Below are 16545 nucleotides of genomic sequence, written 5' to 3'. Positions count from 1 at the left end.
GCAACATTCGGCGATGCTTGAAGTCAACGCTGTACCCGCGCTGTCGGACAATTATATCTGGATCATCGCGGCCGGCGATAGCCGGACCGTGGCCGTGGTCGATCCCGGCGCGGCCCAACCGGTGGCCGATCATCTCGCGACATATGGGCTCGAAGTGGGCGCGTATCTGATCACGCATCACCACGGCGATCACGTCGGCGGCCTGGCGCGGCTGCTGGCCGCGCATCCGGCGCCGGTCTACGGGCCGGCCGGGGAAGCCGACAAGATCGGGCACATCGACCACCGGGTCAGCGGCGGCGATCGTTTCACGCTGGATTTTCTCGGCGCGACATTCGAGGTCATTGACGTGCCTGGCCATACGCTCGGTCACATCGCGTACGTGAGCCAGGATATATTACTGGCGGGCGACGCCCTGTTTCGCGCCGGCTGCGGTCGTGTGTTCGAGGGCACACACGAGCAGATGCAGCGCTCGCTGGCGCGCCTGAAGGCGCTGCCGGACAATACGCGCGTCTACGGGGGCCACGAATACACGCAGAAGAACCTGGCCTTTGCGCAGACGGTCGAGCCGGACAACCCGGCGATCGCGGCCGCGATCGCGGCGGTCGACGCGCTCAGGGCCGAGGGCCGGCCCAGCCTGCCGGGGTCGCTGGCCGAGGAAAAGCGAATCAACCCCTTCCTGCGCTGGGATGACGAAGGTGTCCGGGCGGCGGCAAGCCAGCATGCCGGGCGGCGGCTTGAGGCAGCGGGGGACATTTTTGGGGCTTTGCGCGACTGGAAAGATGCGATCTGATAACTCTTGTGCGCGGCTCGGGCCGCGCTTGCGACCCAACATGGTTCGACCGATACTGGGCTGCCTGTTCATGGCCGGCATCGTCAGTGGCTGCGCGACGACGCCGCATGGCGATGCCGGCACGAACCCGGCCCAGGCGGGCGACCAGCCTTCCACGGTGCCTGCCGCGGCCGCCGGGACGTTGAAAAAAACCGCCGATCAAGGTCATGACAACGACAAGACCACGACCTATGAAGCCCCGGTCGCACGCAAGAATTACGTGCCACACAAATGGCCGGCGCCCAGCCAGGACCTGTGGTCGAATATCCGCACCGGCTTCAAGCTCGACCCCAACGACCAGCGTCGGTCGGTGCGCGTGTGGACACAGTATTATGCGACCCACACCAGCCACCTGAGCCACGCGCTGCGGCGCGCGAAGCCGTTTCTGTGGCATGTGGTGCACCAGGTCGAAAAACGCGGCATGCCGACCGAGATCGCCCTGCTGCCGATCGTGGAGAGCGGCTACAACCCGTCGGCCAAGTCCTATGTCGGCGCCAGCGGCCTGTGGCAGTTCATGCCGGGAACCGCTGATCACATGAGCCTGCCGCGCGACTGGTGGTACGACGGCCGCGACGACCCGATTGCCTCGACCGAGGCCGCGTTGAATTACCTGCAATCGCTGCATCAGCGTTACGACGGCGACTGGCTGCTGGCGCTGGCGGCATACAATGCCGGGCCGGGCCGCGTGGACGACGCCATTGCCGAGGCGCGGGCGCACAACAAGCCCACCGACTACTGGGATCTGGATCTGCCGGATGAAACCACCCAGTACGTGCCGCAACTGCTCGCCCTGCGCCGGATCATGATGACGCCAGCGCGCTTTGGCGTGAACTGGCCCACCCTGGCCAACGCGCCGCGCACCCGCGTGGTGAAGCTGCCCGGCCAGACCTCGATGAAAGTCGCCGCGCACATGCTCGGTATTTCCGAGAAAAAACTGCGCCGGCTCAATCCCGGCATGCGGCGCTGGGCCAGCGAACCGGGCGGCCACGATAAACTGCTCGTGCCGGCGGCCAAGGCCTCGGCGTTTCGTAGCAAGCTCGCCCGCATCAACCCGAGCCACCTGATCGATCATCGTACCCACGTGGTCCGGCGCGGGGACTCGCTGAGCCGGCTGGCGCAGACCTACGGCGTCAGCGTGGCCGCACTGCGCCAGGCCAACAATCTGCACAGCAATCGCATCCGTATCGGCCAGTCGCTGACCGTGCCGCACCCCGGCTCGCATGAGTCGGCGCCGCCGGCCGAACCGACCCAGACCTACGTGGTGCAGTCCGGTGATACGCTCTGGCACATCGCCCGCCGCTACAGCGTCAGCGTGGCGAGCCTCAAGCGCGCCAACGGCGCCTCCGTGGCGACCCTGCGACCGGGGCAGAAGATCCGCATCCCCGGCTCGGCCAAGCCGCCGGCACCGAGCACGGTCGTGGTCCACTCGGGTGACTCGCTGTGGTCGATCGCCCAGGCCAACAATGTAACGGTCAAGCAGCTGCGCCGCTGGAACCGCATGGACAAGGGCACGCCGCTCCAACCGGGCTCCACCATCGCGGTGGATGGCCCCGCCCCGCTGCCGAGTTACTACGAGGTGGAACCGGGCGACTCGCTGTGGTCGATCGCGAATCGCTTCTCGATGCAGGTCAACACGCTGCGCAGCCTCAACGACATGAATTCGGGCGCGACCATTCAGCCCGGCGAACGGCTGCGTCTGCAGCCCGAGGTATCCGGCTGATATCCCGGCCCGGTACGATAGCCATACAACACGAATCCAGGAGAAGGCATGGGGTTTCTTGACGGCAAAAAAGCCTTGATCACGGGCTTGGCCAGCGAACGATCGATCGCCTACGGCATCGCCAGCGCGATGCGCGAACAGGGCGCGGAGCTGGTGCTGACCTATCAGGGCGACAAACTCAAGCCGCGTGTGGAAAAGATGGGCGAGGCGCTGGGCGCCGTGGCCGTGCTGCCCCTCGATGTCGCCGAGGATGCGCAGATCGAGGCGCTGTTCACCGCGCTCGGCAACCATTGGGACCGCCTGGACATCCTCGTCCATGCCATCGGCTTCGCGCCGCGCGAAGCGCTGTCCGGCGGCTATCTGGACAGCATTTCGCGGGATGCCTCGCGTATCGCGCACGACATCAGCGCCTACAGCTTCGCGGCACTGGCCAAGGCGGCCCGCCCGATGCTGTCGGACAAGGCCTCGCTGATCACCCTGACGTATCTCGGCAGCGACCGCGTCATGCCGGGCTACAACGTGATGGGCCCGGCCAAGGCCAGCCTGGAGTCCAACATGCGCTTCATCGCCGCCGATCTGGGCCCGCGGGGCATACGGGTCAACGCCATTTCCGCCGGGCCGATCAAGACCCTGGCGGCCTCGGGCATCAGTGGCTTCCGCACGATGCTGAATTACGCGCGCGACAGCGCCGCACTCAAGCGCAACGTCACCCAGGAAGAAATCGGTAACGCCGCGGCCTTCCTCGGCTCCGATCTCGCCTCGGGCATTACCGGCGAGGTCATTTACGTGGACGCCGGCTACCGCGTCATGGGCATGAGCCGGCTCGACGAGCAATAGCCTGGCGCGACGACATCGCCCGACTCGAAAAGGCCGCATCACGAGGATGCGGCCTTTTTTCGTTACGGGACCGGAAGGCGTTTGCTGCTGATCCCGCGACGCGCCGACCGCGACACCAGCGCGGCCGCGCTGGCGCGCGTCAGTTCATCGCGCTCTTGTGAATCTCGACGTCCGCACGCTTGCGCAGATAATGATCGAGCGCGCTGTATTCGAGACTGGCGTTATAGCCGCTCTGCTGCTGCGCAATCTGCTTGCGCTGGGGACCACCGCCGCCCGGCTTGGAACCGCCGCTTTCCACGCGGCTCGCCAGGACGGCGACCAGCGCCGCCTGGCCGCTTTCGGTGGACACGACCCGGTACTGCGCGCTGCCGGATTTGTTGTCGAACGAAATATCGAAAGCGGCACTGAGTACCGACGGATCGAGCTTATTGTCATGCCGCCCGACGAAACCAGGCTGCGTCAGCTTGGCCCCCTGGGTGTCCTTCGCAATCTGCGCCAACGACTTGCCCTGCCGTGCCTGCGCCATCGCCTGCTGAGCCGCCTTCTCCGCCCGCCGCTGGCTCTCCTGCGCCACGAGACGCTGGCGGATCTTGTCGCGAACCTCGGCCAACGGCTTGCGTTGCGCGCCCTGATGGTCGGCCACCCGCAGCACGACATGCCGCTGCTGGCCCAGGTCGATCACCTTGCTGTTGAGGTGATCCTTGAGCACGGCATCCGAAAACGCCGCCTTGCGCACAGCGGCATACTGACCCAGCCCGGACCCACCATTGTGGCGAGTGATCCAGCCCGTGTGCCGAACCGTGAGACCGAGCTTGTCGGATATCGTCTTCAGCCCGTTGGGGGCCTGATAGGCGAGGTCGTCCAGCGTATCCGACTTCTTGCGGAACGCCTTGGCCCGCGCCTTGCGGGTCGCCATCGCCTTCAGACGCGCCTGCACCGCCGGATTATTGAAGTCCGGCGTCTTGGCCGGCGTGATCGACGTGGCCCGCAGCACGTACCACGCCTGGTCACCACGGACCGGGCCCGACAACGCGCCCTGCTTTAGGCCGAACAACGCCGCGCCCACGGCGTCGGGCAAGGCCGACTTCGTCTGCGTATCGATCTGCTGGAAACGGGCGCCATCGGTCGCTGCGGCGATCTGTTTCAGCGACTGTCCCTTTTTCGCCGCCGCGATCACCGCCTGCACCGTCTGACGGGCCTTGGCGTCATCCTTGCCGATCGGGATACGGATCTCGTCCGCACTGCGCTTGGCCGGCGTGCCGAGCTCGTTCTTGTGTGCCTGATAAAGCTGCTTCAGCGTCGCCTGATCCGGTTTCGGCGGCGACAGCTTGTCCGCATCCAGCGAAACATAGGCCAACTTGACCCGTGGCGGGCGCATGAACTGTTTCGGGTGCTTGTCGTAATACGACTGGATCGCCTTGTCGTCGACGGTCACCTGATCGCTATAGGCCGAAGAATCGACCGTGAGCACTTGCACTTTACGCTGCTCGTTCGCCCGTCGGTAAGCGACATCGACTTCCGCTGGCGCGGCAAACGCGCTGGCAGCCACGATCTCGCGCACCTGATCGCCCACCATGCTCTGACGCAGCCTCGCTTCGTACTGGGCCGGCGGTACGCCGGCCTGTGAGAGCAACGCCTTGTAGCGCTGGGCCGAGAACTTCCCGTTCTCCTGGAACTGCGGATTGCTCCGGATCTCCGCCAGCAGATTGGCATCGGTCACGCGATAACCCCTGGCTTTCGCGTAATGCGTCATGACCGCCTGGTCGATCATGTTGTCGAGCACGTTCTGGCGCACCTGGTCGCGCGGAAACATGCTGGAATCGAAATGGTTGCCCATCATCTGGCGCAATCGCTGATAGCGCTGGTTGACGGCCTGCCGCAACTGCGAATGCGTGATTTTGGCGCCGTCGGCGCTGGCCACTACCGGATCAGCCGACGGTGTGAAGTAGGAGCCGATGCCCCAGACCCCGAACACAACCGCGATCACGGCTACGACAATATATGCCAAGGGCCCACTGGCCCCATCTCGAATCTTCTGCAGCATAGGTAATTCGGCTCGTCGGACGGATACGATGACCGGCTCGCGCCGGCAATCCCGGCATTGTGCCTACTGCGAGGGATTTGCGCATCCGCGCGCCGTTGCGCTCGACTTCGTTCGCCATGGCCAGCACACGCGAGGCCATACCCTTCCAGTAGCGGCCCGTGCCGGGCGCAAAAAAAAGGCGCTCCGTAAGAGCGCCTTTCGAGGTCTGATCGGCATGGCCGAGTGGCAGACTTATGGCGGAGCGGACGGGACTCGAACCCGCGACCTCCGGCGTGACAGGCCGGCATTCTAACCAGCTGAACTACCGCTCCATTGACTTATTGTCTGGTGGGTGCTGACGGATTCGAACCGCCGACATTCGCCTTGTAAGGGCGACGCTCTACCAACTGAGCTAAGCACCCTTCCAAGGTGTCGAGGACATCCTCATCACCCTGCGAAGACGCGCTAGTTTACAGCATCCTTAAGAGCTTTACCAGCCTTAAATCCAGGCGTTTTACCCGCCGGGATCTGGATCGACTGACCGGTCTTGGGATTACGGCCCTGGCGAGCGGCACGCTCGCGCACGGAGAAGACACCAAAGCCTACCAGCGAGACCTTGTCGCCTTTTTTCAGAGCGTCGGTGACCGAGTCGATCATGGCGTCGACGGCGCGCGAAGCATCGGCCTTGGAAAGATCCGCGTCCGCGGCGACGGCATCGACGAGTTCAGTTTTATTCATAACTAAGCATCCCCTTAAGGAGTGAGAGAGTTTCGACCGGTCCATCCATCGAACCCGCCGTTCACGCTGGCCCAGCCGCGCGTTCACTGCAAGTGCTTCGGGCATGGCCACGGTCGCGGCGCTGCCCGACCGCAAGCGGGCTTTATACCAAGGCCCCGATTCCAGCGTCAATAAAGGGTTAGCGCGGGAATCGGGGCGCAAGCATACGGCCTGGTTCAATGCGGGCGCACTTCGCCCCCATCCGACTTGCGCTGGCCCTCCGCTGGCGCCTCGTCGGCAGCCAGTGGCTGCGGCTGACGCGTAAGCGCGATTTCCAGCACTTCATCGATCGTGCGAACCGGCCGGATGTCCAGACGGTTCTTGATGTTGGCAGGGATCTCGGCGAGATCCTTCGTGTTTTCGTGCGGAATGACCACGATCTTGATGCCACCGCGATGCGCCGCAAGCAGCTTCTCCTTGAGCCCGCCGATCGGCAGTACGTCGCCGCGCAGCGTGATTTCGCCGGTCATGGCGACGTCCGCACGCACCGGAATCCGGGCCAGCGCGGAGATCATCGCGGTGCACATCCCGATCCCCGCCGAGGGGCCATCCTTGGGCGTGGCGCCCTCGGGGACATGCACGTGAAGGTCCGCCTTCTGCATGAAATCGCGCTCGATTCCGAGCGTTCCCGCGCGCGAGCGGATCACCGTGAGCGCGGCCTGGATCGACTCCTGCATCACGTCGCCGAGCGATCCGGTATGCGTGGCCTTGCCCTTGCCGGGCACCGCCGCCGACTCGATGGTCAGCAGTTCGCCGCCGACCTCGGTCCAGGCCAGCCCGGTGACCTGACCGACGCTGTCGTGCTCCTCGGCCCGCCCGTAACGGAACTTCGGCACGCCCAGGTACTTGTCGAGATTGCGCCTGGAGACCTGTACGTGATCGCGCGATTTCTCGCTGATCAACTCCTTGACCACCTTGCGACAGATCTTGGAGATATCGCGCTCGAGATTACGCACCCCGGCCTCGCGCGTGTAGCGCCGGATGATCTCGGTAATGGCATTATCCGAAACAGCCAGCTCGGACGCCTCCAGCCCGTTCTCCTTCATCGCCTTGGGCAACAGATAGCGCTCACCGATATTGAGCTTCTCATCCTCGGTGTAGCCCGAAAGCCGGATGACTTCCATCCGATCCAGCAGCGGCTCCGGGATGTTCATGGTGTTGGCGGTGCACACGAACATCACCTGCGACAGGTCGTAGTCGACTTCGAGATAATGGTCGCCGAAGGTGTTGTTCTGCTCCGGGTCGAGCACTTCGAGCAGGGCCGAGGCCGGGTCACCGCGGAAGTCGTTGGCCATCTTGTCCACTTCGTCAAGCAGGAACAACGGGTTACGCACCCCGACCTTGGCCATGTTCTGAATAATCTTGCCCGGAAGCGAGCCAATATAGGTTCGCCGATGACCACGGATCTCGGCCTCGTCGCGCACGCCACCCAGGCTCATGCGCACGAACTCGCGATTCGTGGCCCGGGCAATGGAGCGGCCGAGCGAAGTCTTGCCGACGCCGGGCGGGCCGACCAGACACAGAATCGGGCCCTTGATCTTCTTCACCCGGCTCTGCACCGCCAGGTTCTCGATGATGCGCTCCTTGATGCGTTCCAGGCCGTAGTGGTCGGCGTCGAGCGTCTCCTGTGCCTTGGTCAGGTCGATCTTGGTACGGCTGCGCTTTTTCCACGGGATGTCGACCATCCAGTCGAGGTAATTGCGCACTACCGTCGCCTCAGCCGACATGGGCGACATGCTCTTGAGCTTGTTGAACTCGTTGTTGACCTTCTTCTTGACTTCCTTGGGGAAGCCGGCCTTTTCGATCTTCTCTTCCAGTTCGTCCAGATCGTTGGGCGCTTCGTCGATCTCGCCCAGCTCTTTCTGGATGGCCTTCATCTGCTCGTTGAGATAGTACTCGCGCTGCGACTTCTCCATCTGCTGCTTCACGCGGCCGCGGATCTTCTTCTCGATCTGCAGTACCTCGATCTCGGCATCGGTCTTGGCCACCACATGCTCGAGACGCTGCCGCGGGTCGGCGATCTCCAGCACGTCCTGGCGCTCGTCGAGCTTGAGATTGAGATGCGCGGCGATGGTATCGGCCAGCCGGCCGGCCGAGTCCATGCTCGACAGCGACGGCAGCAGCTCGGCCGGCACTTTCTTGTTGAGCTTGGTGTAGGACTCGAAGGTCGCGACCGCGGAACGCATGAGCGCGTCCAGCTCGGCCGATTCCTCCTCCTCATCATCGATAGCGGTATGGCTCGCGACCAGGCTGCCACCGGCCGCGTGCAGATCGGACAGACGCGCGCGATTGCCGCCTTCGACCAGCACCTTGACCGTGCCATCGGGCAGCTTGAGCAATTGCAGGATGGAGGCCAGCGTACCGACCTCGTAGATGTCGTCCGCGCCCGGATCATCGATATCCGCGGCCTTCTGGGCGACGAGCAGAATCTTCTTGTCCTCGGCCATGGCCGCTTCAAGCGCGGTGATGGACTTCTCCCGGCCCACGAACAGCGGAATCGCCATATGCGGGAACACGACCACGTCGCGCAGGGGAAGAACGGGTACCAAGGCGTTGTCAGCCATGCGGGCCCTCGCTGATATAAAGCGGCCGGCGAGGGGAGGCCGGCCACTGTGAATTTGCATTGATGGTGTGGCCGGCCCGCGCGTTTTCAATCGCCCGGGCCGGCGGCACGTTTCAATGTCTAGCTGCTAGGCACCGGCACGCTCGGCCTCGGCGTTTTCGTAGACGATGTAGGGCTGGGCATCGCCATTGACCACGGCGTCGTCGACGACAACCTTCGACACATTTTCCATCGCCGGCAGTTCGTACATCACGTCGAGCAGTATCGACTCGAGAATCGTACGCAGGCCGCGCGCGCCGGTCTTGCGCTCCATCGCCCGATGCGCGATCGCCTTGAGCGCGTCCTCACGCAGCTCCAGCTCGCAGTTCTCCATCTCGAACAGCTTGGCGTACTGCTTGGTGAGCGCATTCTTGGGCTCGCGCAGGATCGAGATGAGCGCCGTCTCGTCCAGCTCCTCGAGCGTGGCGACCACCGGCAGACGACCGACGAACTCCGGAATCAGGCCGTACTTGACCAGATCTTCGGGCTCGACCGTCTTCAGCATCGCACCCAGGCTTCGCTTGTCGGCCTGCCCCTTGACCTCGGCCGAGAAGCCGATGCCCGAGCGCCCTTCGCGCTGCTGGATGGTCTGGTCCAGGCCGGCGAAGGCCCCGCCACAGATGAACAGAATGCCCGAGGTGTCGACCTGCAGGAATTCCTGCTGCGGATGCTTGCGCCCGCCCTGCGGCGGAATCGAGGCGGTGGTGCCCTCGATCAGCTTCAGCAGCGCCTGCTGCACGCCCTCGCCGGAGACGTCGCGCGTGATCGACGGGTTCTCCGACTTGCGCGAAATCTTGTCGATCTCGTCGATATAGACAATGCCGCGTTGGGCCTTGTCCACGTCGTAGTCGCACTTCTGCAGCAGCTTCTGGATGATGTTCTCGACATCCTCGCCCACGTAACCCGCCTCGGTCAGCGTGGTGGCGTCGGCAATCGCGAATGGCACATCCAGCATGCGCGCCAGCGTCTCGGCCAGCAGTGTCTTGCCGCAGCCGGTCGGGCCGATCATCAGAATATTCGATTTCTGCAGCTCGACCTCGTCCTCGGCCGCCTCGGCATTCAACCGCTTGTAGTGGTTGTACACCGCCACGGCAAGAATCTTCTTGGCCGATTCCTGGCCGATGACATAGTCATCGAGCACGCGCCGGATTTCCTGGGGGCTCGGCAGGCCTTTCTTGGCCGGCTTGCTCGCCAGTTCCTCGCGCATGATGTCGTTGCACAGATCCACGCATTCATCGCAGATGAACACGGAGGGGCCGGCAATCAGCTTGCGAACCTCGTGTTCGCTCTTGCCGCAGAACGAGCAATGCAGCGTCCGGCCGGAGTTCTCCTTGGCGCCGCTTTCGTTGTTGCCGTTGTCTGCCATGGGTCGTGACCTCGTTGAGGTGAGCCTGTCGAGTTGCCTTACATATGACATACCCGACAAATATTTGTCACGTTACCGAGCGCCGCTGTTGACGAACGGCGCTCGGCATCTAACGTGGGATGGCTTAGCCGGACTTCTCGGCCAAGGCCGCACGCGAGGTGAGCACGTCGTCGATGACGCCGTATTCCACCGCTTCGCTGGCGCTCATGAAGAAATCGCGCTCGGTATCGCGCTGGATCTTGTCCAGTGGTTGGCCGGTGTGATCGGCCAGAATCTGGTTCAGCCGCTCGCGGGCATGCATGATCTCGCGGGCATGGATCTCGATATCCGATTGCTGGCCCTGAAAACCGCCGGAGGGCTGATGCATCATCACCCGCGAATGCGGCAGCGAGTAGCGCTTGCCCGCCGCACCCGCAGCCATCAGCACCGCGCCCATGCTCGCGGCCTGGCCGAGGCACATCGTGGCCACGTCGGGCTTGATGAACTGCATCGTGTCGTAGATCGACAGACCCGCGGTCACCGCCCCGCCCGGCGAGTTGATGTACAGCTGGATGTCCTTGTCCGGGTTGTCCGACTCAAGGAACAACAGCTGCGCGACGATCAGATTGGCCATGTGATCGTCGACTGGGCCGACACAGAAGATCACCCGCTCCTTGAGCAGGCGCGAGTAGATATCGAAAGACCGCTCGCCACGAGCCGTCTGTTCGATGACCATCGGAATCAGACCCAGGCTCTGGGTCTGCATGCTGTCATGTTCTGCCATAACGATTCGCTTTCCTTGCGTTGGCAGACAGGGCCGGGAATCAGCCCTGCTGCCGATTGGCATTGAGAAGCTCGTCGAGCTCCGTGTCCTTTTCGGTGATGGTGGCATGGGCCAGCAGATCATCGACCACCTGCTGCTCCATGACCATCGCCTGCAGACCCTGCATCAGTTGCGGGTTCTGCTGATAGTAGTTCTTCACCGCCTCGGCCTGGTCACCGTAACCGGCCGCGATCTCGTCCATCTTCTCGGCGACCTTGTCCTGGTCCAGCTCGAGTTCCTTCTCCGAGATCACTTCGGCAATCAGCAGGCCGAGCGCGACGCGCTTGGTCGCCTGTTCACGCAGTGCGTCGTCGGGCAGCAGTTGCTTGGCCTGCTCCTCGTTGCCCTGCATCTCCTCGGGCATGCGTTGCATCGCTTCCTTGCGCATGCGATCGATTTCCTGGGCCACCATCGACTCGGGCACATCGATCGGGTTCGCCTCGTGCAGCGCATCCATGGTCTGGGTCTTCACGCTGGTATCGATGGCGTGCTTGACCTCCTGCTCCAGCGACTCGCGAATCTTGTCGCGCAGCGCCTCCACGGTGCCTTCCTCGATGCCCATCTGCTTGATGAACGCTTCGTCCACTTCCGCGGGTTTGGCTTCCTTGACGGCCTTGACGGTCACGTCGAAGGTCGCGGTCTTGCCCGCCAGATCCTCGGCGCCGTAGTCCTCCGGGAAGGCCACGTCGACCTGGAATTCCTCGCCCGGCTTGCGGCCGACCATCGCACGCTCCATGTCGGGCAGGAACTGTTCCTCGCCCAGCGTGATCTCGATATCGTTGCCGGTGCCGCCTTCGAAGGCTTCACCATCGATGCGGCCGACGTAATCGACCACGACCTGATCGCCATCGGCCGATTCGCGCTCGACCTCTTCCCAGCTCTTGTTCTGGTCCCGAATGCGCTCGAGCGTCTTGTCGACCTCGGCATCGGTCACTTCAGTAACCGGCTTTTCGACCGTGATCGAATCCAGGCCCTTGAGCTCGATCTCGGGATAGACCTCGATATTGGCCGTAAACGACAGCGGGCCATCTTCCTCGAAGGCATCCAGCTCGATCTCCGGCTGGCCCGCCGGGTTGAGCTCGGACTTCTCGACCGCTTCCGGATAGGTGCTCTGGATCAGCTCGCTGACCGCTTCCTGGCGTGCCTGGGCACCGTAGCGCTGATACAGCACCTTCACAGGCGCCTTGCCCGGACGAAACCCCGGGATCCGCGCATGCTGGCCCACCCGCTTGACCTTCTCATCCACCGCGGTGTTCACGCGGTCGGCCGGGATCTGGACCTTCAGACGCCGTTTCAGGCCACCGGGGTTTTCTACGGAGACGTCCATCAACTACCTCGAATCGATTCTGTTTTGAGCGTATGAACGGGCAGTGCGCCGACACGCACCGCCCGGTTGACCGGCCAGTATAGCAACCCGGCCCAAACCGGGCTTGCCCGGTCCGGTTTTTTTATTCAGTGGCGCGCCGGCGGCGCCATGAATTCAGGGCCGACCGGGTCAGTGACGTGTGTGTCGACGATTCGGCCGATCTCTTCGCGCGCGTCCCGGTCCAGATGCCATCCTGGCACATTGACCACGGCATCCATTTGATCCGGCGTACGCGCGCCCCACAGGGCGAACGCATGGTCGTATTGATCGAGCACCCAGCGGATCGCCAGATCCAGCACCCGCTTGTTGTAGTGCTCCTGCGCGAACTTGTCGAGCGCAGCCACCGCGGCCAGGTACTGATCGAAGCGCGGCTGCTGGAATTTTGGATCGCTGTTGCGCAGATCGTCGCCCGGGAACTCGCGATCCGCGTGCATCCGGCCCGATAACAGACCGCGGCAGAGCGCACCGTAAGCCAGCAAGCGCGTATCGTGCTCGCGCACCCAGGGCAGTACGTCCTGGTCGATCTGGCGCTCGAACAGGTTGTACGGGTTCTGCGCCACATCGATCGGCGCGACCTCCGAGAACGCGTCCATCTGCTCGGGCGAGAAATTCGACACGCCGATCGCGCGAATCTTGCCGGCCGCCTTGACCTCTGCCAGCGCCTCCGCGGTTTCACGCGGGTCGACCCGCGGATCCGGCCAGTGCACCTGCAACAGGTCGATCACGTCCGTTCGCAAGCGACGCAGGGAATCGTCCACTTCCTTGAAGATGCGCTGCTTGGTCGCATTGCGCTGCACGCCGCCATCATCGTCCCATTCCAGCGCGCATTTCGTGGCAATCACGACCTGATCGCGAATCCTGCCTTTATCAACGGCCTTGCCGACGATCTCTTCGGACCGACCGAAGCCATACACCGGCGCGGTATCGATGAGCGTCACGCCCCGGTCGGGCGCGCTCTGAATCGTACGAATGGACTCGGCCTCGTCCGTGCCGCCCCATTTCCAGCCGCCGATCGCCCAGGTGCCCAGACCGATCCGCGATGCCGACAACCCTTCGCTGTTGATCTCGCGTGTTTCCAACACTCATCTCCTCAATAGCGTAACGATCAGGAGATGGGATCGGTCGCGCCGCATTCAAGCGCACACAACCCTCTCGGCCAGGAGCGAGCCCCAAAAAAAACGCCGGCAAGAAAACTCGCCGGCGTTTTTCAGGAATTGGTGGGCCGTGTAAGACTCGAACTTACAACCAATTGATTAAGAGTCAACTGCTCTACCATTGAGCTAACGGCCCATATCGCATCAGACAGTGGGGTGGACGATGGGACTCGAACCCACGACGACTGGAATCACAATCCAGGGCTCTACCAACTGAGCTACGCCCACCATCGCCTGATATCGCGATGACAGCGCATCCTCATCGCGAGTTGCGTATTCTAGCGGCGTTGTCCTGTTTGTACAACGCTTGTGTCGCTCGCCTGGCAACGCAGCTTGCACGGGCTGCATGCAACGGCAACAGCCTCTAGTGCCGATGCCGGGCGACTGGCACAATGGGCGCCGCCTTCGCGCTGTTTCGCGCCCGTAGCTCAGGGGATAGAGCAACGGCCTTCTAAGCCGTTGGTCGCTGGTTCGAATCCAGCCGGGCGCGCCATTGCCAGGGCTCGTCGAAGGCGGGCCCTGGCAATGGCCTATCCAACCAGTATTCGAACCAGCGACAGATGAACAAGCGTGGTTCGACGGATGCGCAGCGCGCATCCGAACGGGGCGGTTTCAACCGCACCGGCCCGAAGGGTGAGCCGGCACAGCCGGCGAATAATCCAGCCGGGCGCGTCAGTTTTACCGTTCAAATTAAAAGACCAAAGCCGGGTCACGGCCGCTAGCGCCCTCACGCGACACCTCGCCCCCAGCGAGTGAAAACGGGTTACAGCGGGCGCTCGAATAGTTTCAGGCAACCGCCGGCCCTTCGGGTCGCGCGAGGCGGCATGGGCCGCCCCGCGGTTGGCGAGCTGGTAACTACTATTGCTTGAAGTGGGCCCGCAGCGCCGCCGCGGCGGGTTTGCCGTCGGCCGTTTTCACCCCGTCCAGCCAGCCGGCAACTTCGTTCAGATGCGAGCCGATCCAGCGGTCGGCGACCTGCTGGTGATCCTGATTCTTGTAGCTCGACTCATAGACCCACTGGCTCTGCGTGTCCGAGTCGACCTGGAACTGCCGGAAGAAACGCGTCAGGTTCGGATCGCGCTTGACGAATTCGGAGCTGGCCAGCGTCAGCACCTGGCTGTGGCCGCCATGCGGGCCCCAGAGGCTTTTCGGATCCTTGAGAATCTGCATGTCCAGCGCGACTGTCATCCAGTGCGGCTGCCAGCCACAGAACACGATCGGCTTGTGGTGGTCGATGGCCCGCTTGGCCTCGGCGAGCATGGCGGCGGTGCTGCTATGGGCCATATGCCAGTCGCCCAGACCGTAGGTATTATTCTTGATGGCTTTTTCGACGATATTATTGGCGCCGCTACCGGGCTCGATGCAGTGCACGGTGGAATTGAATTTATCGGCGTACTGAGCGAGCTGACGATCGCTGGTCAGCCCCTGCTTGACCATGAATTTCGGCACCGCGAAACCCGAAGTGGCACCGGTGAGGTTTTCGCCGAGCTTCACGATCTTGCCCTTCTTGACATAGGGCATGAAGCTGGAAGCCTGCCCTGGCGACCAGGCCGACAGATTCACGTCCACCCGCCCCTGCGACAGACTGAGATAGACGATCGGCGCGCTGGCCTTGACGAACTTCACGTCGTAGCCGAGCGGCTTGAGTATCTCGCCGACCACCTGGCTCTTGATCGTCACCCCCGGCCACGGCGGCATACCAATTCTGACCGTCTCGCCCGATCCCGACTGTGCGGCCAGCGCCAGCGGCGAACAGGCCAGCATCGCGGCCGTAACCAGCAATAGCCCCGCGATACCGCGATTCATGAATCGTTTATTCATCGTCGACTCCTTTTCTCGTTTTTTGATACGAACAGTTCACGGCCGGTCATCCGCCTTCCAGACCAACCGGAGCTCGTTGCAAGTCAGAACCTATCCAACCATAGCCGACCGACGCGGCGCGCGTTCGCGCCGGCCCGGCTTCGGCGACGCGGGCGGATCGAACGGGTACGCGCGATAAGCACGGCCGGCAAGTTCGGCCACGTCTGCTGACCCAGCCCATGCCCGACGCGTTCAGGCTTCGGTGACCGGCGTGCGTTCCAGCCCCTGGAATTCGACGAAGGCCTGCATCCGCTCCCACAGCCGGTCGCCGTAGACATAGTCGCCGTCGCCGGCCGCATCTGGGGCTGCAATATGTGCGTCGACCGCCGGCTCGAAGAAGAACGGGATCGAATGTCGCGAACGGCTGCCGCCGACGATACGGTGCTCGGTGGCCTGGATGCGCCCGCCCGACCAGTCGGCCAGCAATCGTCCGAAGTTGACCACCAGCGCATTCTCGCGCGGCGGCACGTTCTCCCAGGCGCCGTCCGGCGTGCGCACCTGCAGCCCGCCGACCCGGTCCTGCCAGAGCAATGTAATGAAACCGTTGTCGCAGTGCGGCACGCCGACCAGCCAGCGCCGCGTATCGCCGTGGCCATCGACCGCGGGCATCGCATCCAGCGTCTCGGCCGGACGTTCGGGATAATGGATCAGCCGCAGCGTCGAGTTGCCGTGATCGAATGGCCGCAGCAGCCTGTCGCGGTCGATGGCCAGGCCTTCGGCCAGCGCGCCGGCAATCACGCCGCCCAGGGTTTCCATGGCACGGTAGTAAGTCGCCACATCGCCCGCCCAGCCGGGCAGCGCCGATTCCGATGGCCGCGGCGTCGGCTCGCGCAGCGGGTCGCCGCTTTGCGTATCGGCGCGCTCGGGGTGGGCGATGTCCGGACCGAGGTCAATGCCTTCCTTCCAGGTTGGGTCTTCGTCCTGGGGCGGAAAGTAGCCACGGTAGACATTGCGGTTGGCGGCCACGAACTTGTGCCGGGCGAGCTGCTGCTTGTGGGTTTCGTCCAGCTCGAAGAAGCGCAGCAGCCGGGCGTGGATGTCGTCGGCGAGATGCAACTGGGCCGGCGCGATACCGACGGTCATGAAGCCGGAATCGCAGGCCGCGTCGACGATGGCGGCGATCGTCCCGCCCCGCCCGGACTGGTCGGCCAGCAGCGGCGTCAGATCGATATGGGGGATCAGGGTCTGGCTCATGGGGTTCGCATCGGG

Annotated in this window: 12 protein-coding genes and 5 tRNA genes; 4 read left to right on the top strand and 13 right to left on the bottom strand. The window is 63.6% G+C overall.

Annotated features, from left to right (window positions below):
* The first annotated feature begins 13 nt into the window (after positions 1-13).
* The 3 genes from gloB to ACS8Y6_RS03855 are packed head-to-tail and all read left to right on the top strand — an operon-like array spanning position 14 to position 3386.
* The gene (gene gloB, locus ACS8Y6_RS03865; protein WP_440849369.1) at positions 14-790 is read left to right on the top strand and encodes a hydroxyacylglutathione hydrolase; all 777 of its coding nucleotides are present in this window, start codon (positions 14-16) and stop codon (positions 788-790) included.
* 40 nt (positions 791-830) lie between these two features.
* Entirely contained in the window at positions 831-2549 is a 1719-nt protein-coding gene (locus tag ACS8Y6_RS03860; RefSeq protein ID WP_440854998.1) for a LysM peptidoglycan-binding domain-containing protein, read from the top strand.
* 48 nt (positions 2550-2597) lie between these two features.
* Positions 2598-3386, top strand: coding sequence for an enoyl-ACP reductase FabI (locus ACS8Y6_RS03855; RefSeq protein WP_440849371.1), 789 nt, complete (start codon positions 2598-2600; stop codon positions 3384-3386).
* A gap of 139 nt (positions 3387-3525) precedes the next feature.
* Here the strand turns inward: ACS8Y6_RS03855 and ACS8Y6_RS03850 are convergent, their stop codons facing one another.
* The 11 genes from ACS8Y6_RS03850 to ACS8Y6_RS03800 form a co-directional block, all read right to left on the bottom strand.
* A complete protein-coding gene (locus ACS8Y6_RS03850; protein ID WP_440854997.1) occupies positions 3526-5430 on the bottom strand; it encodes a SurA N-terminal domain-containing protein in 1905 nt (634 codons plus the stop codon).
* 234 nt (positions 5431-5664) lie between these two features.
* Positions 5665-5741 (bottom strand) — tRNA-Asp (locus tag ACS8Y6_RS03845).
* A gap of 14 nt (positions 5742-5755) precedes the next feature.
* Positions 5756-5831: transfer RNA gene (locus ACS8Y6_RS03840), tRNA-Val, on the bottom strand.
* A gap of 43 nt (positions 5832-5874) precedes the next feature.
* Positions 5875-6147: an HU family DNA-binding protein gene (locus tag ACS8Y6_RS03835; RefSeq protein WP_037335328.1), complete on the bottom strand. Its 273-nt coding sequence runs from the start codon at positions 6145-6147 to the stop codon at positions 5875-5877.
* A 215-nt stretch (positions 6148-6362) separates the two neighbouring features.
* On the bottom strand, positions 6363-8750 hold the full coding sequence (gene lon, locus ACS8Y6_RS03830) for an endopeptidase La (RefSeq protein WP_440849373.1): 2388 nt from the start codon (positions 8748-8750) through the stop codon (positions 6363-6365).
* Between the two features lie 126 nt (positions 8751-8876).
* A complete protein-coding gene (clpX, locus tag ACS8Y6_RS03825) occupies positions 8877-10154 on the bottom strand; it encodes an ATP-dependent Clp protease ATP-binding subunit ClpX (protein ID WP_440849374.1) in 1278 nt (425 codons plus the stop codon).
* Positions 10155-10278: 124 nt separating this feature from the next.
* Complete coding sequence (clpP, locus tag ACS8Y6_RS03820; protein WP_440849375.1) at positions 10279-10917, bottom strand: ATP-dependent Clp endopeptidase proteolytic subunit ClpP; 639 nt, start codon at positions 10915-10917, stop codon at positions 10279-10281.
* Positions 10918-10957: 40 nt separating this feature from the next.
* A complete protein-coding gene (tig, locus tag ACS8Y6_RS03815) occupies positions 10958-12283 on the bottom strand; it encodes a trigger factor (RefSeq protein WP_440854996.1) in 1326 nt (441 codons plus the stop codon).
* 125 nt (positions 12284-12408) lie between these two features.
* A complete protein-coding gene (locus tag ACS8Y6_RS03810; protein WP_440849377.1) occupies positions 12409-13401 on the bottom strand; it encodes an aldo/keto reductase in 993 nt (330 codons plus the stop codon).
* Positions 13402-13537: 136 nt separating this feature from the next.
* Positions 13538-13612: transfer RNA gene (locus ACS8Y6_RS03805), tRNA-Lys, on the bottom strand.
* A gap of 16 nt (positions 13613-13628) precedes the next feature.
* Positions 13629-13704 (bottom strand) — tRNA-His (locus ACS8Y6_RS03800).
* 189 nt (positions 13705-13893) lie between these two features.
* Here ACS8Y6_RS03800 and ACS8Y6_RS03795 point away from each other — a divergent pair.
* Positions 13894-13969, top strand: a tRNA-Arg gene (locus ACS8Y6_RS03795).
* Between the two features lie 365 nt (positions 13970-14334).
* On the opposite strand, the gene ACS8Y6_RS03790 is transcribed toward ACS8Y6_RS03795, so the two are convergent.
* Positions 14335-15297 (bottom strand): glycine betaine ABC transporter substrate-binding protein, encoded by a 963-nt coding sequence (locus ACS8Y6_RS03790; protein ID WP_440849378.1) that lies wholly within the window; start codon positions 15295-15297, stop codon positions 14335-14337.
* 231 nt (positions 15298-15528) lie between these two features.
* On the bottom strand, positions 15529-16530 hold the full coding sequence (locus ACS8Y6_RS03785; protein WP_440849379.1) for a 2OG-Fe(II) oxygenase family protein: 1002 nt from the start codon (positions 16528-16530) through the stop codon (positions 15529-15531).
* Positions 16531-16545: the final 15 nt, after the last annotated feature.

The sequence above is a fragment of the Salinisphaera sp. RV14 genome (assembly GCF_052044135.1).
In the GTDB taxonomy this organism is placed as follows: domain Bacteria; phylum Pseudomonadota; class Gammaproteobacteria; order Nevskiales; family Salinisphaeraceae; genus Salinisphaera.
Note: the sequence above shows the minus strand (reverse complement) of the source record. Positions and strands in the feature narration are given on the sequence as shown.